21 protein-coding genes are annotated in these 23797 nt (G+C 57.0%); 16 read left to right on the forward strand and 5 right to left on the reverse strand.

What is annotated here, in order from left to right; genetic code table 11:
- The first annotated feature begins 9 nt into the window (after positions 1-9).
- The 3 genes from tatB to KUV22_RS11245 all read left to right on the forward strand — a co-directional run bounded on the left by tatB (position 10) and on the right by KUV22_RS11245 (position 2376).
- Complete coding sequence (tatB, locus tag KUV22_RS11235) at positions 10-720, forward strand: Sec-independent protein translocase protein TatB (protein ID WP_222231164.1); 711 nt, start codon at positions 10-12, stop codon at positions 718-720.
- Positions 717-1457: a twin-arginine translocase subunit TatC gene (gene tatC, locus KUV22_RS11240; protein ID WP_010132022.1), complete on the forward strand. Its 741-nt coding sequence runs from the start codon at positions 717-719 to the stop codon at positions 1455-1457. Before tatB ends, tatC begins: the two co-directional genes overlap by 4 nt.
- A gap of 94 nt (positions 1458-1551) precedes the next feature.
- Positions 1552-2376 (forward strand): esterase/lipase family protein, encoded by an 825-nt coding sequence (locus KUV22_RS11245; RefSeq protein ID WP_222231166.1) that lies wholly within the window; start codon positions 1552-1554, stop codon positions 2374-2376.
- A gap of 42 nt (positions 2377-2418) precedes the next feature.
- Here KUV22_RS11245 and KUV22_RS11250 read toward each other — a convergent pair whose 3' ends face one another.
- Entirely contained in the window at positions 2419-2652 is a 234-nt protein-coding gene (locus KUV22_RS11250) for a hypothetical protein (RefSeq protein WP_222231167.1), read from the reverse strand.
- Here KUV22_RS11250 and KUV22_RS11255 point away from each other — a divergent pair.
- Positions 2651-3859: an aminopeptidase gene (locus tag KUV22_RS11255; protein WP_224918468.1), complete on the forward strand. Its 1209-nt coding sequence runs from the start codon at positions 2651-2653 to the stop codon at positions 3857-3859. The genes KUV22_RS11250 and KUV22_RS11255 overlap by 2 nt on opposite strands.
- Here KUV22_RS11255 and dtd read toward each other — a convergent pair.
- Entirely contained in the window at positions 3790-4236 is a 447-nt protein-coding gene (dtd, locus tag KUV22_RS11260) for a D-aminoacyl-tRNA deacylase (protein ID WP_222231169.1), read from the reverse strand. The genes KUV22_RS11255 and dtd overlap by 70 nt on opposite strands.
- 96 nt (positions 4237-4332) lie before the next feature.
- Here dtd and KUV22_RS11265 point away from each other — a divergent pair, with 96 nt between their 5' ends.
- From KUV22_RS11265 to KUV22_RS11295, 7 genes are all read left to right on the forward strand, one after another.
- Complete coding sequence (locus tag KUV22_RS11265; RefSeq protein WP_222231172.1) at positions 4333-6471, forward strand: prolyl oligopeptidase family serine peptidase; 2139 nt, start codon at positions 4333-4335, stop codon at positions 6469-6471.
- 48 nt (positions 6472-6519) lie between these two features.
- Positions 6520-7536, forward strand: coding sequence for an NAD-dependent epimerase/dehydratase family protein (locus tag KUV22_RS11270; RefSeq protein ID WP_222231174.1), 1017 nt, complete (start codon positions 6520-6522; stop codon positions 7534-7536).
- A gap of 146 nt (positions 7537-7682) precedes the next feature.
- On the forward strand, positions 7683-8531 hold the full coding sequence (locus KUV22_RS11275; RefSeq protein WP_222231177.1) for a mechanosensitive ion channel family protein: 849 nt from the start codon (positions 7683-7685) through the stop codon (positions 8529-8531).
- A gap of 164 nt (positions 8532-8695) precedes the next feature.
- Positions 8696-10600, forward strand: a complete 1905-nt coding sequence (locus tag KUV22_RS11280; RefSeq protein ID WP_222231180.1) for a DUF885 domain-containing protein — start codon at positions 8696-8698, stop codon at positions 10598-10600.
- Positions 10601-10760: 160 nt separating this feature from the next.
- Positions 10761-11912 carry a PQQ-dependent sugar dehydrogenase gene (locus tag KUV22_RS11285; RefSeq protein WP_222231183.1) on the forward strand — a complete coding sequence of 384 codons (1152 nt, stop codon included), beginning with the start codon at positions 10761-10763 and terminating at the stop codon, positions 11910-11912.
- Positions 11913-12264: 352 nt separating this feature from the next.
- Positions 12265-14847 (forward strand): plasma-membrane proton-efflux P-type ATPase, encoded by a 2583-nt coding sequence (locus tag KUV22_RS11290; protein ID WP_261319442.1) that lies wholly within the window; start codon positions 12265-12267, stop codon positions 14845-14847.
- Positions 14834-15727: a polyphosphate kinase 2 family protein gene (locus KUV22_RS11295; protein ID WP_222231185.1), complete on the forward strand. Its 894-nt coding sequence runs from the start codon at positions 14834-14836 to the stop codon at positions 15725-15727. The genes KUV22_RS11290 and KUV22_RS11295 overlap by 14 nt, the downstream gene beginning before the upstream one ends.
- Positions 15728-15774: 47 nt before the next feature.
- On the opposite strand, the gene KUV22_RS11300 is transcribed toward KUV22_RS11295, so the two are convergent.
- Positions 15775-17454, reverse strand: coding sequence for an NAD-dependent malic enzyme (locus tag KUV22_RS11300; RefSeq protein ID WP_222231188.1), 1680 nt, complete (start codon positions 17452-17454; stop codon positions 15775-15777).
- Positions 17455-17682: 228 nt separating this feature from the next.
- Between KUV22_RS11300 and KUV22_RS11305 the strand changes: the two genes are divergently transcribed.
- Complete coding sequence (locus KUV22_RS11305) at positions 17683-18072, forward strand: acyl-CoA thioesterase (protein ID WP_222231191.1); 390 nt, start codon at positions 17683-17685, stop codon at positions 18070-18072.
- A 31-nt stretch (positions 18073-18103) separates the two neighbouring features.
- Here KUV22_RS11305 and KUV22_RS11310 read toward each other — a convergent pair whose 3' ends face one another.
- Complete coding sequence (locus KUV22_RS11310) at positions 18104-19228, reverse strand: GGDEF domain-containing protein (RefSeq protein WP_222231193.1); 1125 nt, start codon at positions 19226-19228, stop codon at positions 18104-18106.
- Positions 19229-19309: 81 nt separating this feature from the next.
- Between KUV22_RS11310 and KUV22_RS11315 the strand changes: the two genes are divergently transcribed.
- On the forward strand, positions 19310-19861 hold the full coding sequence (locus tag KUV22_RS11315) for a macro domain-containing protein (RefSeq protein ID WP_222231194.1): 552 nt from the start codon (positions 19310-19312) through the stop codon (positions 19859-19861).
- Positions 19862-19969: 108 nt separating this feature from the next.
- On the opposite strand, the gene KUV22_RS11320 is transcribed toward KUV22_RS11315, so the two are convergent.
- Positions 19970-20116 carry a hypothetical protein gene (locus tag KUV22_RS11320; RefSeq protein WP_222231196.1) on the reverse strand — a complete coding sequence of 49 codons (147 nt, stop codon included), beginning with the start codon at positions 20114-20116 and terminating at the stop codon, positions 19970-19972.
- 23 nt (positions 20117-20139) lie between these two features.
- Here KUV22_RS11320 and KUV22_RS11325 point away from each other — a divergent pair, with 23 nt between their 5' ends.
- From KUV22_RS11325 to KUV22_RS11335, 3 genes are all read left to right on the forward strand, one after another.
- Positions 20140-20916: an outer membrane beta-barrel protein gene (locus tag KUV22_RS11325; RefSeq protein WP_222231198.1), complete on the forward strand. Its 777-nt coding sequence runs from the start codon at positions 20140-20142 to the stop codon at positions 20914-20916.
- Between the two features lie 127 nt (positions 20917-21043).
- Entirely contained in the window at positions 21044-21604 is a 561-nt protein-coding gene (locus KUV22_RS11330) for a glutathione S-transferase family protein (RefSeq protein WP_222231200.1), read from the forward strand.
- 256 nt (positions 21605-21860) lie between these two features.
- Positions 21861-23756: a C39 family peptidase gene (locus tag KUV22_RS11335; RefSeq protein WP_222231202.1), complete on the forward strand. Its 1896-nt coding sequence runs from the start codon at positions 21861-21863 to the stop codon at positions 23754-23756.
- Positions 23757-23797 lie beyond the last annotated feature (41 nt).

Here is a 23797-nt window from a genome sequence, read left to right on the forward strand (position 1 = left end):
GAGTAGCGCGTGTTTGATATCGGATTTTTTGAACTGCTGTTAATCGCGGTGGTGGGTTTGGTGGTCATTGGCCCCGAACGGCTGCCCGATGCGGTGCGTACCACCGTGCGCTGGTGGACCCAGATCAAGCAGACCCTGGGCAGCGCCAAGGAAGAGCTTGAGCGCGAAGTGGGCGCCGATGATATTCGGCGCGAACTGCACAACGAGCGGGTGCTGAAAGAGTTGCGCGAAAGCCAGCAGGCGATGGAGCGCACCTTCAGTGAAGCGGAACGCAAGTTCGAAAAGGATCTGAAATCGGTAGAAGCCCAGGCGCAGGCACTGAAAGAAGATGCCGCCGCGCATGCGGAGCCGGCAGCGGTGGAAGCCAAGGAGGCAGCCACCGAATCCTCCGCACCGGATCCCGCAGCGGACAAGCTGCGGCAGGCAGAGGACTACCTGCCGGAAGAAGACAAGCGCGCGCTCGCCGAAGGCAACCTCGACGACGACCATTTGCCGGAAGAAGAGGAAGAGCTGGAAGATCCGGATTACCCCGAGCATCTGCACGATCACGGTGAGCCCGAGCTGAACCCGCACCACCCGGATCACTTCAAGCACGAAGAAGATGCGGCCTGGGCAGAAGTTGATCGCCTCGATCCGGCCGAGCCCGCACCGTCTGCCGAGCAGGCGTCACCTCAGCCGCACACTGACAGTCCCACCGAGCCGGAAGACAAACGTCAATGAGTGAGAAAGACCAGCCGTTTATCGAGCACTTGATTGAGATGCGCGACCGCCTGCTGAAGACGCTGCTGGTGGTGGTGGCGATCTTTGCCTGCATGGTGCCCTTCGCCAACGATATCTATAACTTCGTTGCCGATCCGCTGCAGGCGCGCCTTACCGAAGGCGCGGGCATGATTGCCACCGAGGTGACCTCGCCCTTCCTGACGCCGTTTAAAACCACTTTCGTGTTGGCGTTTTTTGTGGCGATCCCGTTTGTGCTGTACCAGTTCTGGGCATTTATCGCGCCGGGCCTGTACAAGCATGAAAAGCGTCTGATCGCGCCGTTGATGATCTCCAGTATTTTCCTGTTTTACGCGGGGATGGCGTTTGCCTACTTTGTGGTGTTCCCGCTGATCTTCGAATTCTTTATCAGCTCGGCTCATGCGGATATCAAGGTGTTGCCGGATATCCGCAGTTACCTCGACCTGGCGTTGAAGCTGTTCTTCGCCTTTGGCTTCGCGTTCGAAATCCCGATCGCCACCCTGCTGTTGATCTGGAGTGGTGCGGTGACCGCGAAAGATCTGGCGCGCAAGCGCCCCTATGTGATCGTTGCCTGCTTTGCCATGGGCATGCTGCTGACCCCGCCCGACGTCATCTCGCAGACCCTGCTTGCGGTGCCCATGTGGATTCTGTTTGAAGTCGGGATTTTCTTCGGCCGCTGGGTAAAACGCGGCAAACCCGAAGAAATAGAGGCCCAGTAACCGGCTGCAGCCATCTGCTTTCACCGTTTTGTCGTATGTTCTTATGCGAGGCAAAGTTGCCTCGGCAGGGGCCTACGCAAACGGTGATGGTGACATGACGAAAAGAGCAGTGCGGCGTGCAGGCGTAATTCTCGGCGCGATCGTCTCGGTTATTTTGTCGCTGCTAATGTCGATGCCCATGGCGGCACAACAGGCGCCCTCCGCGTCACCAGCACTCCCGGATTCCTCTTCAGGCGCACTCGCACCCACACCCTGCGCCATTCTTCTGCACGGTATTACTAAAGACGCCTCGTCGATGACGGACATCGAGGACGCCCTGCGCGAAACCGGCTTTTACACCGTTAATCTCGACTACCCGTCAAAAAAGCATCCCATTGAAACCCTCGCCGAGATGACCGTCCCCCGTGGTCTGGCGGCGTGCAAAAAAGCAGGCGCGACGCCGATCTATTTCGTTGCCCACTCCATGGGCAGCCTGTTGTTGCGCCAGTATTTTGATCAGCGCGATGCCAGTGTTATCGAGCGCGCGGTGATGCTTGGCCCACCCAATCAAGGCAGTCGCCTGGGGAACTTCCTCTCGTGCATCCCAATCATCAAGGATGTTAACGGCCCGGCGGGCAATCAGATGGGCATCGATGAGCGCAGCCTGCCCAGTCGCCTCGGCCCGGTGCGCTTCCCGTTGGGGGTTATCGCCGGCACGCGCTCGTTCAACCCGTTGTTTTCTGCAATTATTGACGGCAATGACGATGGCATTGTCGGTGTGCCGAGTACCTATGTAGAGGGCACTTGTGCGCGCGTCACCTATCCGTTAACCCACAACGGTTTGACGGGCAGTCAGCAGGTCATTGATCAGGTGGTGAGTTACCTTACAGAAGGCCGATTTGTCGGCGAGGAAGTGGAGTACTTTGGCTGTGGTCCGTGACCGTCGAAATATCCCGTCAGTTTGGCGAGCAAAGTCGCGCCGTTAGCGCTCGAGAGCGGCTATGCTGCTGAACAATAGAATGGATACAAACAGCACGAGCAGTTGCTCCCGGTGTTCCGGATCCGTTAACAGCTGAATGAACGCGAGTGGCGGCAATAGTAGCGCGACCACACCCATGCCGCTGGAGCGGGCGACACTCAGCCGGATCAAATAAATCCATAACACGACACCGAGCACCAGCGAAAATACCAGCGAAACGGCAGCGACGGGCGGCATGGACGACTCCCAGATAAAAACCTTTTCTCTCACCATAAACCTAGCCGGTTTGTTCCGCGGGGCGCGTATTTGGCGTCGCTTCACGCGGCTGTCGTCGTTGCTGGTGGCACTCTCAACAGCAATGCTGATGGCCGGTTGTGAAACGGTGCATTTCTATTCCCAGGCCGCCGCCGGCCAGCTCAAGATCCTCGCCGGGCGCAAGCCTATAGATCGCCTGCTGCGTGATGAGGAAACCGACCCCAAACTGCGTCGCCAGCTCGAATGGGTGCAATCGATTCGCGCCTACGCCGCAGGCGAGCTGCATTTACCGGTCGGCTCGGCCTACAGCGAATTTACCCAGTTGGAGCAGGAATACGCCCTGTGGAACCTGGTGGCCGCGCCGGAATTTTCGTTGTCGCCCAAGCGCTGGTGTTACCCCATTGCCGGCTGCGCCAGCTACCGCGGTTACTTCAACAAGCGCGATGCGCAGGTCCAGGAACGGCGTTTACAGGCACAGGGTTACGACGCGTATCTGGGCCCGGTTCCCGCCTACAGCACGCTGGGCTGGTTTGATGACCCGGTGTTGTCGAGCTTCGTCGACTGGAAGCCGGACCGCCTCGCCAGTCTGCTGTTTCACGAGCTGGCGCACCGGCGTTTGTATATCGGTGGCGATACGCAATTCAATGAAAGCTTTGCCACCGCGGTCTCGCGCATCGCGCTACCGGACTGGCGGCGTCGCAATGGCATTCCCGCGCCCAAGGTGGCCAACGTGGAACAGGCGCGACGGGTAAATGGCTTGATGGTGAGCGCGCGCCGGCAGTTGCAGGCGCTGTACGCGTCGAATTTGAGTGCACCGGAGAAGCGCCAGCGCAAGGCGCAAACCCTGCAGCGTTTGCGTTATTGCTACCGCAAGGAATCGGAAGGCTGGACCCAGGACAAAAAATTCACCCAGATGATTGAGAAAACCAATAACGCCACCCTGGCGCTGGTCAGCGAGTACCAGTCGCAGGTGCCAGCATTTGTGCAGCTATATCGGGACAGCGGCAGTGACTGGGAAGCGTTTTATCGGGCTGTGGAACAGTTGGGTGCGCTGCCCAAGCCCGAGCGCAAGGCGCGCCTGGACGCGTTGACCAAGCGCATCCTCGGCTCAAGTGCAGCTCAGACTTCGAGCAAGAAAGTCACCGGGCCGTCATTGCACAGTGATACCTGCATGTCGGCGGCAAACTGACCGCCTGCCACCGGCAGCTCAGCGGCCATTTTCGCGCGTGCCTGCCGCAGGAAGTATTCATACAGCTCGTTGGCCTGTTGCGGACTGGCGCCGCGGCTGAAACTCGGGCGCAGCCCCTTTGCGGTATCCGCCACCAGGGTGAACTGACTCACCACCAATAGCCCGCCGCCCGCTTGCTGCACGTTGAGGTTCATTTTGCCCTGCTCGTCACCGAAGATGCGATAGTGCAGCACCTTGTGCAGCAGCTTGTCCGCGGTATCCTCGGAATCGCTGGCTTCCACACCCAAAAGCAGCAGAATACCGTGATCGATGGCGCCGACAGATTCACTACTGACTTCCACTTTCGCGTGTTTTACCCGTTGAATCAGGCCCTTCATCGACAACCTCTTCTAAAATGCTGATGACCGCTGGATGCGCGGCGGCGAATTTTCTAGATTAGCTCACTGATCATCAATAAAAAACCGGAAATTCCGATGAACAAAACTGCCCTGACCCTGATCGCGGGGGCCGCCATTCCTGTGATTGCCGCGGTGGCTGCCATCGCCGCGAACAGCGATAAACCTGCGAAGCAATACCCGAAAACGGCCACGGTTGCGCAGCAGGATACGTATTTTGGTACCCAGGTGAGTGACCCCTATCGCTGGCTGGAAGATCAGGAGACCAAGCCGGTAAAAGACTGGGTAAAGGCCCAGAACGATTTTGCCTTGCCTGCACTGAAAGCGTTGCCCGGCTGGCAGAAGATCAACGACCGTTTGACCGAGTTGTGGCAGTACGAACGCTACGGGGTACCCTACAAGAAGGCCGGGCAGGTCTTCTATCAATACAACGATGGCACCTGGGACCAGAGTGTTTTCTATAGTACCGCCGACATCAACAAGGAAGGTGGTGTGGTGTTGGATCCGCGCACACTGAGTGATGATGGCACCATCGCGGCCAAACGCTATGCCGTAAGCCCCAATGGCCGCTACCTCGCCTACGGAACTTCCGATGGTGGCACCGACTGGACCGACTACCACGTGCGCGATTTGAAAACCCGCCGCATGCTGCCGGACCACCTCACCGGGATTAAATTCAGTGGCGCCAGCTGGGCCAAAGACGAATCGGGTTTTTATTACAGCCGCTACCCGTTCAACAAGGACGGCAGTGCCGACGACAGCAAACAGGTGGCGATCTACTTCCACAAAATCGGTGAACCACAAAGCAAGGATCAGCTGGTATACCAAATCACCGACCACCCCACTCGCAATCCCGGTGCGCAGGTAACAGATGACGGAAAATATCTGTTGCTGCCAATTTTCGATGGCTACGATAGCAACGGTATTTACTACAAAGACCTGACCAAGCCCGACGCCGACGTTGTGAAACTGCTGGACGACTGGGATGCCCTGTATACCTTCCTCGGTAACAGTGGCAAAACGTTCTATTTCGAAACCAATTCCGGCGCGCCCAACGGTCGCGTAATTGCGATTGACCTGGACAAGCCAGAAAAAGCCAATTGGAAAATTCTGGTACCGGAACAGAAGAACGCCCTGCAAGACACCAACCTGGTGGGCGGCCGCTTGGTACTGCATTACCTGGAAGATGCAAAATCCAAGGTGGTGGTAACCGATCTGAATGGCAAGCAGCAGTACGAACTCAAACTGCCCGGCGTGGGCACCGTGACCGGTTTTTATGGTGACCCGGAAGATAGCGAAACCTACTTCGAGTTCAGCAATTTCCTGATGCCGCCGAGCATTTACAAACTGGATGTATCCACTGGCAAGAGCGAAAAAGTCAAAGCGCCCAAGTACCCGGCGGACTTTTCCGATTATGTGGTCGAGCAGCACTTCTTTACCAGCCAGGATGGCACCCGTGTGCCGATGTTCCTGGTGCATAAAAAGGGCATGAAAAAGGACGGGCAAAATCCCACCCTGCTGTATGGCTACGGTGGCTTCAATGCCGCGCAGCTGCCGCGTTTTTACACCCGCTTTGCCGGCTGGTTGGATATGGGCGGCACCCTGGCCATGGTGAGCCTGCGCGGCGGCAGTGAATACGGTAGTGCCTGGCACAAGGCCGGTACCAAGCTGCAAAAACAAAATGTGTTCGATGATTTTATTGGCGCAGCCGAATGGCTGATCGACGAAAAGGTCACCTCGCCGGAGAAGCTCGGCATTATGGGCCGCTCCAATGGTGGGCTGTTGGTCGGTGCGACCGAGGTGCAACGCCCTGAGTTGTTCAAGGTGGCCCTGCCGATCGTCGGCGTACTGGATATGCTGCGCTACCACACCGCTTCGGCCAACGCGCGTCAGTGGTCCAGCGATTACGGCTTATCGGAAAACAAAGACGAGTTTGCCGCGCTCTACGCCTACTCCCCCGTGCACAACACCAAGAAGGGAACCTGCTACCCCGCCACCCTGATCACCACTGCCGACCGCGACGACCGCGTAGTCCCCTGGCATAGCTACAAGTTTGCCGCCGCACTGCAGCGGGATCAGGGTTGCGATAACCCCATCTACCTCGCCGTTGAAACCCGTGCCGGTCACGGTGCCGGCAAGCCGGTGTGGATGCAGGTGGAAGACTTTACCAACCAGTATGCGTTTCTTGCCCATGAACTGGGACTCGAGATCGAGTAATCTCAGTGTTTTGGGGCGCGGCCTGCGCCCCGCTTCCGGGGGGAATTCATGCGCGCATTTGTGACTGGCGGTACCGGCTTTCTCGGTGCCAACCTGATTGAACAGCTGGTGGCCGATGGCTGGCAGGTGACCGCTATGCACCGGCCAAGCTCGGACCCGGCGCGCTTGCGCGCGTTGGGTGCCACGCCGGTGGCGGCGTCGCTGGGGGATATCGAGTCGCTGCGTGCGGCGCTGCCGCAAGAACTCGATGTGGTGTTTCACCTGGCCGGCAACACCAGTATGTGGCGCGGTGGCGATGCACAGCAGTGGCAAGATAATGTCGAAGGCTCGGCAAACCTGGCCAGAGCCGCGCGTGAGCACTTCGCGGCACAGCCGGATGCCCGCCGTGGACGCATGATCGTCACCAGTTCAATCTCGGCCTACGGCTACCACTCCGATGTGATCAGTGAAGCCAGCCCCAAGCTCGCCACCAACCCGCGCTTCCATTACCACTATTCAAAAATGCACGCGGAACAGGCCGTGTTGCGCGAAGCGGCCAATGGACTGGATGTAGTGTTCCTCAACCCCTGTGCCATTGTCGGCAAGTACGATGTCTCCAGCTGGGCGCAGACATTTTTTATGCTGGCAGAAAATAAATTGCCGGGTGTGCCGCCGGGTGCAGGGTCTTTCTGTCATGCCGGTGCCGTGGCGCGCGCGCACATCAATGCTTTCCATCGCGGGCGCAGTGGTGAGAACTATATTCTCGCCGGTACCGATGCCAGCTTTCTGGAGTTCTTCGGCATCATCGCGAAGCTGGTCGGGGTACCTGCGCCCAAGCGCACCACGCCGGCGCTGGCAATTCATACGCTCGCGCGCATTTCCGATATCGCCGCGCGCTTTAGTGGGCGCGAGCCTGCGGTAACCCCACAAAAGGCAACCATGCTGACCGGGCGCGCTCTGGCCGATTGCAGCCGCGCCGAACAAGAACTGGGCTACCAAAGCCGCGTAAGCCTCGAAGACATGCTGACCGAGTCCCGCGACTGGCTGGTGGCCGAAGGTTTGTTGCAGCTTCCACAGACAAAATAACTTCAGGGGAAACACGGGTGAATCGTCAAAATATTATCTTTATCCTGGTGGCGATACTGTTGGTTTTACAACTGGTGCAGCATTTCTTTCTCTCGGCCCCTCAATAGATCTGCGCTAGCGACTAAACCGTAGAAGGGAAACAACGCATGGAAAGCTTACAAGCGCAGTTGCAGGAGCTCGGCCCAGTTCTCACGGCCGTCGGAGCGAATATTCTCTGGGCGCTGCTGGCACTGGTGGTGACCTGGATTGCTGCAAAGCTGGTGTCGCGCGCGGTAGGCCGCCTCAGTGAGCGCGGTATCGACGAAACCTTGGTCCCGGTACTTGAGACGCTTGCGGTATGGGCTACCTATGTTGTCGGTGGCCTGGTGGTGCTGGATATTTTCGGTGCGAACACCACCTCACTGGTGGCTCTGCTAGGTGCCACCGGCCTGGCAATCGGCCTCGCCCTTAAGGACACGTTACAGAGTATTGCCGCAGGCTTCGTGCTGCTGGGGCTGCGCCCGTTCCGGGTCGGTGAAACCATTCAGTTCGGTAATACCATCGGTACCGTGCGCAAGATAGGCCTGTTCACTACGGAAATGGATACACCGGATGGCCTACGTATTTCCGCTCCGAACGACAAAGTGTGGGGTGAAACGCTCACCAACTTTAGCCGCAACCCCAAGCGCCGCATCGAATTAATCGCCAGTATCGCCTACCGTGATGATATTGAAACCGGGATGCGTGTCCTGCGGCAGCTGGTGGCTGACGAGTCGCGCATCCTGGCGGACCCGGAGCCTGCTTATGCGGTACGCGAACTGGCAGATAGTGCGGTTAATCTACACATGCGCGCGTGGGTGAAAACCGCAGAGTATTGGGATGTGTACTGGGCGCTGATGAAGCAGCTCAAACCCGCTCTGGAAGCTGAGGGGCTTTCCATCCCTTTCCCACAGCGGGAGCTGCATGTTGTCGCGGGGGACAGCGCAAAGATAGCGACCAAAGCCGGCCCAAAATGAGATCCGCCAGGGCGCTGAGGGCCGCTGTTTATCCCGTGTGACGGCAATTTCGTCGCAGAGGTATCGACGAACCTGTGATGCACTGCCATCTTGGCGGGCTAATTTTTTCTTATTCTTTTCCTATCAATCCGTTTACTGAGTAGTACTTTCAAAGAGGCGAAACTATGCGCAAAGCGCTCCTGAGTCTGGTTATTGCGGCGGCCGTCGCCGGCTGCCAGCAGGGTGAAGACCCCAAGAAACAAGCTGAACAGGCGAATGCCACTCAATCCGGTGAGCAGGCCACCCAATTGCCGCTGACCCCTGAAGATGGTCAGCAAGATGAAACCGCGCGCCTGACCGAGTGGTTTGATGCCAAGTACGAAGAAGAGCTGAAATTCAGCCCTACTCAGCTGAGCTACCTGGGCCGCAAAGAGCTGTACAGCGAAATCGACGATATGACCAAAGCCGCGGCCGAGAGCCAGCTGGCGTGGAAAAAAGCCACCGTCGACGAGATGAAGCAGCAGTTTGACTACGACAAGCTGAGCATCGAAGGCAAGGAGTCCTACGACCTGTGGATCCAGCAGTACGATCTGGAAAAAGCCAACCTACCTTTCTGGGACTACAGCTACTTCGCCAGCGAGCTGGGCGGCCCGGAGTCCCAGTTCCCCACCTTCCTGATTAATCAGCACAAGGTGGACACCGAGCAGGACATGCGCGATTACATCACCCGTATCGGTGGCATCAGCACGGCGTTAAGCCAGTTGCTGGAGCGCGCCAAGGTATCCGCGAACAAGGAAATCCGCCCGCCGCAGTTTACCTATGACCTGGCCATCGAACGCGCGCAGAAGGTCACCACCGGCAAGCCGTTCAGCGATGGTGACGATGCGCCGCTGATGGCGGATGCGAAGAAGAAGATTGCCGCTCTGCAAGAAGCTGGCACCATTGATGAGGCTACCGGTAAAGACCTGCTGGCCCAGGTAGAAACCGCGCTCACCAGTCAAATGAAGCCTTCCTATGACGCGTACATCGCGTGGCTGCAGGAAGACAAGGTCAATGCGGATGAGGTGCCCAAGGGCGTTTCCCACCTGCCCGACGGCGACAGCTACTACAACAACCGCCTGGCCAACCACACCACCCTGCAAATGACCGCGGAAGAGGTACACCAGATCGGTCTGGATGAAGTCGCGCGCATTCGCAAGGAAATGGAAGCAATTAAAGACAAGGTCGGCTTTGATGGCGACCTGCAAGAGTTCTTCACCTTTATCCGCACCGACGACCAGTTCTACTACCCGAACACCGATGAAGGTCGCAAGGAGTATCTGGACAAGGTGGAAGGTTTCCTCGCCGATATCGAAGCCAAGCTGCCGGAGTACTTCGGTATCCTGCCCAAAGCCAAGTTGATCGTGAAGCGCGTGGAGCCATTCCGCGAAGTCGCCGGTGGTGCCCAGCACTACGTACCGGGCACACCGGACGGCAGCCGCCCGGGTACCTACTACGTGCACATGTCGGATATGAGCGCGCTGTCTACTGCGGATATGGAAACCGTGACCTACCACGAAGGTAACCCCGGTCACCATATGCAGGTCTCTATTGCGCAGGAGCTGGAGGATATTCCCAAGTTCCGCACCAATGCGTTCTTCACCGCTTACCTCGAGGGTTGGGCGTTGTACTCGGAGAAACTGTCTAAGGAAATGGGTCAGTTCCAGGATCCCTACAATGACTTCGGTCGCCTGACCGCGGAAATGTGGCGCGCCATCCGCCTGGTGGTGGATACCGGTATGCATGCCAAGGGCTGGAGCCAGGATCAGGCGGTCGAATACTTCCTGGAAAACTCTGCCATTCCCGAGGCTGCTGTGCGTTCCGAAGTACGCCGCTACCTGACCTACCCGGGCCAGGCCACCGCGTACAAGATCGGTATGCTGAAAATTGAAGAGCTGCGCAGCAAGGCCGAAGAAACCCTAGGTGACAAGTTCGACATCCGCGGTTTCCACGACACCATTCTCGGTGGCGGCGCCCTGCCTCTGCCGCTGTTGGAAAAGCGTGTAGAAAACTGGATTGCAGAGCAGAAGCAAGCCAATACCGACGCTTAATCTTCGCGAGGATATGTCGAAAAAGCCGGGCTTTGCCCGGCTTTTTTTTGCCAGTGTTGGTCCAATGCCAAGCCAGCCCTGAGCCAACTCTAAAAAAGCGCCGCATATACAGGGACTAAAAATTTATTCTGCCCCGGACAAGAATTATGGAGAAATCGTTATGGTAAACCCGGTCAGTTATTTGCGTACCGGTCTCGTCGCTGCCGCGATCTGCTTGGCAATGCCAGCACTTGCGGAAAAAGTCATCGAGAAAAATATTGCCAGCGAGCAGCAGGCGTTTCGCATCGTGCAGCTTGCCGAAAATTTGCATCACCCCTGGGCAGTCGCACAGTTGCCGGACGGCCGTTTTCTGGTGACCGAGCGTCGTGGGCGCCTGGCACTCATAGACAATGGCAAGACCACCTATCTGGACGGTGTACCGGAAGTTTCCGCCAAGGGACAGGGCGGGTTGCTCGATGTGGTACTGCATCCCAAATTTGGTGATGGCACCAACGATTGGATCTACCTGACGTATTCAAAACCGTCTACGGATGGCGCGGAATCGGCTTCCGCGGTGGTGCGTGCCAAGCTCATTGAGCAGGGACTGGTCGATGTGCAGCCGGTGTTCGAGCAGGACCGCTACTCTGCCCCGGGACGCCACTACGGCTCGCGGCTGGCGTGGCTACCGGACGGTACCTTACTGATGAGCATTGGCGACCGCGGTGTGGTGCGCGAGCGTGCACAGGACCTTACAGACCATGCCGGCAGTGTGTTGCGCATGAGCGACACCGGCGCGCCGGTAGCCGGAAACCCGTTTGCTGGCGACAAGCGCGGCCATGATGAAATTTACAGTTATGGCAACCGCAATATTCAGGGTATGACGGTCACTGCCGACGGCCGTATTTGGGCGAGTGAGCATGGCGCGCGCACCGGCGACGAACTCAACCTGATTGAGCCCGGTGTTAATTACGGTTGGCCGACCGTGAGTAAAAGTTTTGAATACAGTGGTAAGGCTGCCATTGGCGTACCCTCGGCGCCGGGCGTGCGGGATGCGTTGTTTATTTTTGATGGGCGCTTTGCGCCGTCTGGTCTGGCACTGGTCGACAGTGAGCGTTTCCCCGCCTGGCAAGGCAACCTGTTGGCCGGCGGGCTCGGCAGTGAAAAACTGGTGCGGGTTGTACTTGATGGCGACAAGGTGACGGGCACTGAAACCCTGCTCGAAGGGCAGGTGGGAAGGATCCGCGACGTGCGCCAGGGGAAGGATGGCTATCTCTATCTGTTAAACGATAGCAACGATGGCGGGCTTTACCGTTTGGAACCCGTCGTGGAATAACACGGTCCGCGAGCGCTGAAAAATTCCATATGAAAGACCTTGCCATTTGGCGGGGTTTTTTATCGGATAAAAATTTTCGGAGAAAACTCACCGAATTGGTAATCCAACCCGCGGTATGCCGCGTAGAAATCCCCGAGACAAAACACAGACCCCCTTTGCAGTCTTTTGTCTCTCCCTCCTAGTGTGCTCACCCCCTGAGCACCTGCGAGTTGCCCCATTTATGCCGCCTTTGCCCAAGGCGGCATTTTTTCTTCCCGTATGCCCTTGGGCAGCAAAACCATCCTCAGCTGCTAGATTAACTATATGGCGCCGTTTTCGCGGTAGCTGGCGTGTATGGTGATCTGGGGAAACCTTGGCTACTTCGACTTCTCCCGGTGACGGGAAACCGACAACTGCTGCATCCGGCGACTCCGCCACAGCTGATCAGGTCAATCTGGAGAAGGCAGATCTGGCGAGTGTCTTTGCCACTTTGGGTTCGTCCGCTCAGGGCCTCACCGGTGCGGATGCCAAGTCACGCCTGCAAAAATATGGTCCCAACGCCATCACCGAGAAAGAAGAAAGTGCATGGCGCCGCTTCCTGCATTATTTCTGGGGCCCGATACCGTGGATGATCGAAGCTGCCGCCTTGCTGTCGGCGATCATCGGCCACTGGGCCGACTTCGCGATTATCAGCGTGCTGCTGCTGTATAACGCAATTGCTGGCTTCTGGCAGGAGCGCAAGGCTTCCCGTGCCCTCGCTGCGCTGAAAGCCGGTATGGCACCCAAGGCCGAAGTGCTGCGCGATGGTGACTATCAGGCGGTGGATGCGGCGGAAGTGGTCCCCGGGGATGTCGTACGCGTGCGTCTGGGGCAGATAGTGCCCGCGGATGTGCGCTTTATCGATGGTGACTTCATTAGCATCGATCAGGCCGCGCTCACTGGCGAGTCCCTGCCGGTGGATAAGAAGGTGGGCGACATCGGCTACTCCGGCAGTATTGCCAAGCGCGGCGCCATGAGTGCCGTGGTCATCGGCACGGGTAGCAATACCTTTTTCGGGCGCACCGCCAAACTCGTGGCCAGTGCCGGCAAAGGCATGTCGCATTCACAGCGCGCCATGACCCAGATCGGCGACTTCCTGATTTTCTTCTGCCTGTTGCTGGCGCTGGTTTTGGTGGGCTACGAGCTTTACCACGACATTGTGGTGGCGAAGGATTGGCACTGGTCCAGCGCGGTAGATATTTTGCGTCTGGTGTTGGTGCTATTAATTGCGTCGATTCCTGTGGCCATGCCGTCGGTGGTTACTGTGACCAATGCACTGGGTGCACTGGCGCTGTCGCGCAAGAAAGCCATTGTGTCGCGTCTCGAATCGATCGAGGAGCTCGCGGGCGTGGATATCCTGTGTACCGATAAGACCGGCACGCTCACCAAAAACCAGCTCACCTTGCACGAACCAAAACTGTTCGATGCAGAGGATGCAGACACCCTGATCGTCGGTGCTGCGCTGGCCTCGGAGGCCGGTTCCAGTGATCCCATCGATTGCGCAATCGCCGCCGGAATAAAAGACCCCTCCGCACTGAAAAAGTATACCCGCGGTGACTTTACCCCCTTTGACCCGGTCACCAAGTACACGCTTGCCAAAGTAACCGACGCCGACGGCAAGGCCCTGAGCTTCGCCAAAGGCGCGCCCCAGGCCATCGCCAAATTGTGTGCGCTTGAAGGCGACGCGGCGAAAAAAGTTGAACAGAGCGTGGCGGATCTGGCCGAGCATGGTTTGCGCGCGCTGGCCGTTTCCATGTCGGCAAATGGCGGCGATCACTGGTCATTTCTCGGCATCCTGTCACTGGAAGACCCCCCCCGTGAAGATTCCCGCGAGACCATCGCCAGGGCACGGGAGCACGGGCTCGCGGTCAAAATGATTACCGGCGACGATGTCGCCATTGGCAAGGAGATCGCGCAACAGGTTGGTATCGGCACCAATATCCTGAATGCCGCCGATGTATTTCCCAAGGACCTAAATCCCGATCACCTGCCGCAGAAAAGCATCGAGTGTGTCGACAAGGTAGATGGTTTTGGGCGCGTGTTTCCCGAGCACAAATACGCGATTGTGAAAGCGCTGCAGGGTCAGCATCACCAGGTGGCGATGACCGGTGATGGCGTCAACGATGCGCCGGCACTCAAGCAGGCCGACTGTGGTATTGCCGTGAGTGGTGCCACCGACGCCGCGCGCGCAGCGGCGGCGATTATTCTGACCGCGCCCGGTCTATCCACAGTAGTAGACGCCATTGATGAGGCGCGTCGAATTTTCGTACGTATTCTCAACTACATGCTGTTTCGCGTTGCCATGACGCTCGACATTATGGCAGTGGTAGTCATCGCCACGGTGTTTTTTGGATTTACCCCACTGACGCCAGTGATGATCGTGCTGATTGCATTGCTGGACGATGTACCCATCATGACCATCGCTTACGACAACACCCGTGAGCCGGCGCGCCCGGTGCACTGGCAAATGCACCGATTGCTGTTTGGTGCCGGTGTGCTGGGGCTGTTTGCGATTGCGCAAACCGTTGGGCTTCTGTTGATTGGTATGGAGTGGCTCGGCAATAAAGAGTGGCAGTCGTGGATCGAGCTCAGCAAGGAACAGCTGCAAACCGTGGTCTTTCTACAGATCGTCGCCGGCGGTCACCTGCTGCTGTTTGTGGTGCGCGCCCGCCACGCCTTTTACGCAAAACCCTGGCCGGCGCGGCCACTGGTGATTGCGATTCTGGGCACCCAGATACTTGCCGTATTGATGTGCGGCTTTGGCTGGCTGGTGCCGAAAATACCCTGGGTGATTATCGGGTTGGTGTGGTGCTACATGCTTGCCTGGATGTTTGTGCTCGACGTGGTAAAGCGCGTGCTCTACCAGCATCTTGGTGGTGCAGAACAAGTTCCGGAGAAAAGCAGTGGATTACTTTGACGATTTCCGTGTCAAACCCGGGAGCAAGGTGCACCTGGACAAAATTGATGCCTCGTACCATGGCGATATCAAGGATGAAGACGCAGCGATTGCGGTGACGCAGGCATACAAGAGCAAACTGCGTGAATTGCAGTATCTGATGTACGCCGAACACAAACACTCGCTGTTAATCTGCCTGCAGGGGCGCGATGCCGCGGGCAAGGATGGCACCATCAATCATGTATTGGGTTTTATGAACCCGCAGGGGTGTACGGTAACCGGGTTCAAGCAGCCGTCAACGGCAGAGTCGGAGCACGACTTCCTGTGGCGCTGTCACAAGGTGACGCCGCGGCGTGGCCATGCGGCGATTTTTAATCGTTCGCATTATGAGGATGTACTGGTTCAGCGGGTGCACAACATCGTACCGAAAAAAATCTGGTCCGGTCGCTATGAGCACATCAATAACTTTGAGAAGTTGCTCGCCGACAATGGCACTACCGTTCTCAAGTTCTATCTGCATATAGATGCCGATGAGCAGTTGGAGCGCTTTAAAAAGCGTATCGACGATCCCGCGCGTCACTGGAAGATCAGTGAGTCGGATTACTCTGAGGCACAGTATTGGGACGACTATACGGCGGCATTCGAAGATGTACTGGAAAAGTGCAGTACCAAACACGCGCCCTGGTTCGTCATTCCGGCGAATAAGAAGTGGTTTCGAAACCTGGTTGTATCGCAAATCGTATTGCGCGCGCTGCAGTCACTGGAGATGAAATTTCCCAAGCCCACCGTGGATATCGACAGTATCCGCAAGAAATATCATGCGCTGAACAAGGAGGTGAACAAGGAAGGTAAGGATTCGGGAAAAAACGGCGAGAAAAAGAAAAAAAACGGTAAGAAATAAATGGTCCGGCCGCAGGTGCGGCCAGACACAAGTGGCGGTGGGCTGCCTTAGAAGGCAACCCGGCGGTAGCGGCGGTAGTTCGGCGACCAGAAATTCTTTTCGATATTTCTCTCCAGCTTTTCCTGGGTAATACCCGGCGCTACGCCATCTTCCTGTGCCTGCAGGCCGACGGCCATGGCGATAGCCTTGCCCACTTCGCGAATGTTCGACATCGCCGGCAACAACGCACCGCTGCCCTCTTTTACCACCGGCGCGTTTTCCGCCAGCGCGTTGGAGGCCGCCATCAGCATGTTCTCGGTCACCCGGTTGGCATTGGACGCGATCACGCCGAGGCCGACGCCCGGGAAGATGTACACATTGTTGCACTGGGCAATGGGGTATTTTTTGCCGTCGACTTCTACCGGATCAAACGGACTGCCGGTGGCCACCATCGCCTCACCCTGGGTCCATTCCAGCACTTCCTGAGGCGTGGCTTCGGCGCGCGAGGTGGGGTTGGACAGCGGCATTACCAGCGGGCGCTTGCAACCCTTGTGCAACGCTTCAATCACTGGCTGGGTGAACAATCCGCCCTGGCCGGATACGCCGATCAGGATGGTGGGCTTCACGTGTTCGATCAGGGTCTGCAGGTCCCACTCCGGCGACTGCGGATATTTTTCGGTGCTCTGTGCCAGCTTTTCCTGGAAGTCGTGCAGGCCCTTCATTTCGTTGGTGACCAGACCGTAGCGGTCGAACATAAAGATGCGCTCGCGGGCCTTTTTCTCGCTGAGCCCGTCACCGACCATGGCGGAAACCACCTGCTCGGCAATGCCACAGCCGGCGGATCCGGCGCCCACCACCAACACTTTCTGTTTGGCGAGCTTCTCTTCCTTGGCCTTGCATGCGGCCAGCATGGTGCCGAGCGCAACCGAAGCGGTGCCCTGAATATCGTCATTGAAGCAGCACACTTCATCGCGGTAGCGGTTAAGCAGCGGCATGGCGTTGTTCTGGGCGAAGTCTTCGAACTGAATCAGCACCTTGGGCCAGCGACGTTTCACCGCGGCAATAAATTCCTCGATAAATTCATCGTACTCCTCCTGCGAAATACGCTCGTTGCGCCAGCCCATATACATGGGGTCATTCAGCAGGGTGCGGTTGTTGGTGCCCACATCCAGGGTGACTGGCAATGTATAGGCCGGGCTGATGCCGCCGCAGGCCGTATACAGGGACAGCTTGCCGATGGGAATACCCATGCCGCCAATACCCTGGTCGCCCAGGCCGAGGATACGCTCACCGTCGGTGACCACGATGACTTTTACGTTCTCTTTCGTCGCACTGCGCAGGATGTCGTCCATATGCTTGCGGTCCGGGTAGGACACGAACAAACCGCGGTGATTGCGGTAGATATTGGAGAACTCTTCACAGGCCGCGCCCACGGTGGGGGTATAGATGATCGGTAGCATCTCTTCGATATGCTGTTCGATCAGTCGGAAGAACAGGGTTTCGTTGTCGTCCTGAATTGCGCGCAGGTAGACATGGCGCTCCAGGTCGGTGCTGCATTGCTGGTACTGATGGTAGGCGCGCCGCGCCTGCTCGCTGATGGATTCCACATTGTTGGGCAACAGGCCCACCAGGTTGAATTCGATACGTTCCTGTAGGGTGAAAGCGCTGCCCTTATTCAGCAGCGGCATCTCCAGCAGCGAGGGGCCGGCGTGGGGGATATACAGGGGGCGTTTGGTTTTCTGGCTCATAAATAAGTAAACAGCTAATTCGGCGACCAATATGGTGGTAAACAGTCATGTGCGCGACAGCCTTTGTCATTGACGCGCAGGAAATTCTGGGGCGCATTTTACGCAGGCTTGTGCGTCTGTGTCCCACCCCGACAGGGAGGTAAAAGCGGAATTTTTCTGAAAAGAACAATTAGAAAAGAAAGTGCGGTAGGCTCTCGCAAAACAACACAAAACTTTGCAAGGATTTTCATGTTCAGCTTTCAGATCGAACCCCGCTTCAGCGAAACCGACGCCCTCGGGCATATCAACAACACCGTGGTACCGGTGTGGTTTGAGCAGGGGCGCACACCGATCTTTGAGTTGTTCAATCCCACGCTGGATCTGCAGAAGTGGAACCTGATCCTGAAGAAAATGGATGTGGATTTCGTCGCGCAGATCTACCTGTACTCGCCGGTGGAGATCCGCACCAGCCTGAGTAACGTGGGCAATACCTCAATGATCATTCATCAGGAAGTGTGGCAGAAAGGCAAGTTGGTAGCGCAGGGGGATTGTGTGATGGTGCACTTTGACTATGCGCAGCAGACCAAGGCGCCGATTCCGGAAGACGTTAAGCAGAAGCTGCTGGAGCATCTCGCTTAACGTATTGTGACCGAGGCAGCGGTTGCCGTTCTCAGGCGGTGATGACCTGATTGCGACCACTGTCCTTGGCCCGGTACAGACGGGAATCCGCTTCCGCCAGTAGTTGGCTCTGCTTGGCGTTGCTGCCACCTTCGGCAACGCCGAAACTGATAGAAATTTTCACATCTTCTTCGTACTGGCCGCTCAGCGCCTCCACCTTGTGGCGCAGCTTTTCGGCCAGTATGCCGCCGCCCTGCACGTCCGTATTGGGCAGCAAAATCAGAAACTCCTCGCCGCCCCAGCGTGCCACCATATCATCCGCGCGGGTATTGTCCTGCAGTGTCTGCGCGACGTCCTGCAGGATGCGGTCGCCGAAGCAGTGGCCATAGGTGTCGTTGATCGCCTTGAAGCTGTCCAGGTCGCCAATCAGTACGGTATAGCGCCCTGCCAGTTCACGGTTGCGTCGCTCCATCTCATCGATGGCGCGGTAGGCTTCGCGGCGGTTGGCCAGCCCGGTGAGGGCATCGGTGCTGGCATGGTTTTCCAGCTCCGCGGTGAGCTTGTGCAGCATCTGTTGGGTCTGGTGGCGGCTGCTGTCGAGGATTGCGGTCAGCGCGGTGAGGGCACCGAATACGGCGATAAAGCGCGCACGGTGCGCGGTGTCATATTCAGCCAGCAGCCCGGGGAAGTCCGGGTAGAACAGGATCAGCGCGGTGGCGCCGCCGACACCGCCGAGGGTTATCGTGCCCCACTTGTAGCCGTACAGGTTGATAAAGCCCGGCACCAGCATCACCGCCCACATCAAACCGGTGTTATTCACGCCGCCAGACAGTAACAGATAGAAAAACAATACCAGCAGCAAGGCGCCCACCAGCATCGGTGTCTTGCGACTGGGGCCGGCGACGTTCACGCCCACATACGACAGCAGGATAATCCCGGCAACGGCAAACAGCGTTGCGGACAGCACCACATCCGCGGACATTAACGCAATGACGCCCATGGCGCCGGTAATGGCGAGGGCAAAGATCAGCATATAGCCAGACGCCTGGATCCGTCGGCGCAGTTCCAGGGCGCGGGCCTGCGCGATCGGATCGGCGCTGTCGTTGTGCAAGAGTTCGTTGGTGGGTGCTGCAGTGATTTCCATGGTATCGCCAGTACTCTGTTCGGCCACTTCCATTGGCCGTGTGTTTCCCGCCGGCTAACACCGGGCGCTCAGCGGGCTATATTAAAGGCGAATGGGGCTGGCGCGGAGAGGGTCATGGGACGGCTGCTACTGATTTGTGAAGATGTTCTCAGTCTGGAGGCAGATGCACTGGTGTGTCCCGCCCACAAGCACCTGATTCGGGGTCGCGGGCTGTCCGCACAGATCTATGATCGTGCCGGTGACGAGCTGGTCAGTGAATGCTCGCACTTGCCGGAGTGCCCGGTGGGCGAGGCCCGGATTAGCGCCGCACCCAATCTAGTGGTGAATCATCTGATCCATACAGTCACGCCACAGTGGAGTAGCGGTGATCAGTGGGGCGCGCAGGGCGTGGCGCAATTACGTGCGTGTTATGAAAGTGTGCTGGCGCTCGCCAAGGAGCGCGGATTGCGCCGCTTGCTGTTTCCAGCACTCGGCGCCGGTACCAACCGCTTTCCCCATGAAATTGCTGCCCATCAGGGGTTGACCGCCCTGCGTGCCGCGCAGGATGACTTTTCGCAGCTGACCGTAAGCCTGCACTCGCGGGCGGCGCTCGCCACCTGGCGCAAAGTGGATGCGCGTTTTTTTTCTGAAAATCAAAACGGCGCTGATCCGGCAGCCTCGGCTTAACAGAATTTGGCGCGATCTACGCGCGTGTCGAAATTCTTTCTGTGTTTGAATCGGTGCCAAAATTCCTCGTGATTTAACGCGTTGATACGCCGGATTTTTTCCCACAGATTAATCCCAATCGAACGAATGTTCTGAACTTCCAACTGCTTCACGATTTTTCAAATTTTTCCCTTCGCGATCAATCCGCACTTTTGCTGCACCCGTACTCCAATCGCAACCATCAATGACAAAGATCAAAAACGCGATCTGAATCATCTAGCAAATACCGGAGTCCTTTTATGTTCAGCAAAAACAAACTCGCCCTTGCCCTGGCGGTGAGCGCAATTTCTATCTCTGCACAGGCGGAGGAATTCTATATTGGCGGTAACATTGGTTACAGCGATATGGACAACACCGCGACCAGTGGCAGCTTCAGCAGTGAATTCGTAACCGGGCCGGGCACCACACTGCCGGCCGGCGTTGCCCTACCTGCGGGTACCGATGTGGGTTGGAATACCAATATTGACAGTGGTGCCGCATTCAGCCTGACCCTCGGCTACAACATGGGGCAGATTCGCTTCGAAGCCGAGTTCGCGCGCTCCATGAATGAGGTTGATTCCCACAGCAATGTTGCCACCGCGGGTATCGCGCTCGGCAGTGAAGATGCCGGGATTCTGGTGACGGGTGCGCCGGACAATTTGGGTGTGAGTGTTGCAGACCTGGTCGCCGATGGCCGCGGTGAATTCGACGCAAAGTATCTGTTTGCCAATGTGTATTACGACTTCGATCTGGGCAGTCCGTTTAAGCCCTACATCGGCGCCGGTATTGGTAACGCCGATGTCGACATCGAGTATCGTCCGTCCGGCGTAACGATCATCAACGATGACGACAGTGTATTTGCCTATCAGGTCATGGCCGGTGTTAACTTTGATGCCACCGAGCAGCTGACCGTGTTCGGTGGTGTGCGCTGGCGCGAAACCGACGATATCCGCGTCAACGCGGACCTGTTCGACGCCCGCTTTGATATGGAAATGAGCAGCTTTGTCGCGGAGCTGGGTACTCGCTTCAATTTCTAATTGGTGATTGACTACCGACTAAAGAACGGGCCAAGTGGCCCGTTTTTTATTTGCCGCGCATCCTTCTTTTCGTCATGATGCAGGTCCCGCCTCCCGGGTATGGATTTGTAAAAGGAACCTCTGCGCCATGAAACTTTTTGGAAGCTTCACTTCACCCTTTGTGCGCCACTGCCGTATTGCCCTGATGCAGTCTGGCCTAGATTGGGAAATGGTCGAGCTGGATATTCATACCAGCAAAGATCCCGGTACCCCAACCTTGCGCGTGCCGTTCCTAGAGGATGGTGCACTCAAGCTCACCGACTCCACGAGCATCGTAAAATATGTACGTGAAAAAGCCGGGCAGGAATTTATCGGCGACATACAAGATCTTGATCGCTATTGCCTTGGGAATACCTTGCTGGACAGTGCAATCAATTTATTCCTGCTGGAACGCTCCGGTTTGGACCTGAACGACAATGTATACACGCGCCGTCAGCAAAAGCGTGTTGAATCGATTTTGGGTGAGCTGAACTCGACGCCGTTGCCCGTAGTCAGTGAGTTTAATGATGCCGACTATCGCGTAGCGGTTGGTGTGGCCTGGGGGCAATTCCGTAATCGCTTTTCAATTGCTGGCCATGAGAACTTGCAGCGCCTGCTGGAAATTGCCAGCGAAGATCCAACTTTTGTCGCTACCGCACCGCCGGCTTAATCGCGCCGAAACGAAGAGGTGGGCCTGAGGGTTCACCTTTTCGTGATTTTCCTCTTGCTATTTTTTCCTTGTTGCTAGACATTTGTTCAAGCTGATTTCTTTCTACAATCGCTCCTACCGATAGATTCTGATTTTCTTTAGAAACTCTGCCCGTCATATAACACGCTCAGGAGACAGCGGTGAGCGCCGTAATTCTGGCTGTGCGCTCTGCGGTCCCTTGTCTTTTCCTTTAAAAAAATAAATACAGGAAAAAACCATGACGCTCAGAAAAGTTTTTCTGGTGGCGGCGCTAATGTTTTGCGCAAAAGGACACGCCCTGTGTCCGGAAGGCTCCACCTTTGACTCCTCGCTAGATTTTTGTGCAACCGAAACCGATGCTTTTGGCCCATTCACCAATGCGATGGTCGACAAATGTGTTGCCTATGGCGGTGGTAGTGCGTGTACCAATACCTACACCTACCCAGTACAGGGCACCAATATCGAAGTGCTGCGCTGGTCCCGCGGCTTCACCGAAAATCTACGCGGCACCGGCAGCTGCCCGGACGATACCGTGCGCTCGCCAACCTACGGCGGCCACTGTTTTGAACAGGTAAGCGGCGCGGAAAACAATGTGTACGGCAACTTCAAGGGCGAAGAGGTCGAGGCGTGTGATCGCTTGGGTGGCGGCACTGCGTGTTACACCAATCGCTGGTCAGCGAACTTCTACCTCGCGGTAAAAGATGAGATCGCTAACGCGCCGGATCCAGATCCCGCTCCGCAGCTGGTGAATAAATTTGGTGTGTGGCTGTGGTACATCGACGAAGCCGGCCTCGGCCGCACCCACACCCAGTTGGCAGACGAGCTGGCGGCAACGGGTGTAAAGCGTATCTTTATTAAGATCGCCGACGGCTCGCAGAACTGTGATCTGTTCGCCGATGCCTGCTCAACTACCACCACCGATATTTACCGCTCCCGCGGTATCGAGCCCTGGGCCTGGTCCTATAACTACCCGGGCAATGAAAGTGCGCAGGCGGATGCACTTTATTATGCCGCCAAGTATGGCTATGTGGGTTTTGTTCTGGATGTGGAAGTAGAGTTCAACAACACCACTACCGAACTGCACAGCATTTATCAGGCAATGCTTACCGCACGTGATGACGCGGAACGCGATGGACATTTCTCCGGCAGTTTCCCCATCGGCACCACCACCTGGGGTAACCCGATGGATCAGGGTATGAATGTAGGCATCATCGACCAGTATGTGGATTTCCATATGCCGCAGACCTATGTCGAAGTCTGGGGCCAGCCCTACATGCAGGCGGCCAAGCAGTGGATTGCTGCGGGTAACTGCGAGTACCGTGAGATGGGTGCGCAGAAGCCGATTTGGCATATCGTTTCCACCGAGTACGACGACATCACCCCAGCACAGCTCACGGACTTCCTGGAAGCGTCGGGGCCGAATACCTCAATCTGGCGTGTGCCCGGCGGCTCCGTACCGCAGGCGGTGTGGGATGACTGGGCAGCACTCGACTGGAATATGTCCGAGTTTGATGCGACCGACTGCAACACCGGCAATAACGACCTGACCGATTATCTGGGTGATTCCGGTGTGATTGTCGATCCCGTTGATCCGGTAGACCCGCCGGCGCCGGTTGCGATTCCCTACTGGAAGCAAACCGAAAACTACTACGACCCCTACGGCACCTGCTCCATCACCTCACTGGCGATGGTTACCGACCACTTCGGTTTCACCAGCCCGGCCGCTAATGGCCGCACCCCGGATTACCTGTACGAAGAACTTGGTGGGGTACTGCAAACGGTGCCGGACCTGGAGTGGGGCTTTAACCAGATGGCGATTCGCGCCGGCAGCAGCAAGCGTGCGGACAGTAAAACCAACGGTACCATTCAGGAGCTGCGCGACGCAGTCACATCCGGCAAGCTGGCGATTGTGCACGGCTGGTTCACCAATCCGGGCCACATCATGGTGGTGACCGACTTTGATGGTGAGTACTACACCGTGAATGATCCGTTCGGTCAGTGGAACCTGCAGAAGTGGGGCAGCTATAACTCGAATGTTTCTGGAGAAGGTGTGCGCTATCCGAAAGACGCCTTTGAATACGCCATTAATGACAATGGCACCGGCGACGATCTGTGGCTGCACATTTACGAATAAATATTTGTGTTGAGCCAATAAAAAACGGGGCCAGTTGGCCC

Origin of the sequence: Microbulbifer agarilyticus, from assembly GCF_019800665.1 — a bacterium.
GTDB lineage: Bacteria > Pseudomonadota > Gammaproteobacteria > Pseudomonadales > Cellvibrionaceae > Microbulbifer > Microbulbifer agarilyticus_C.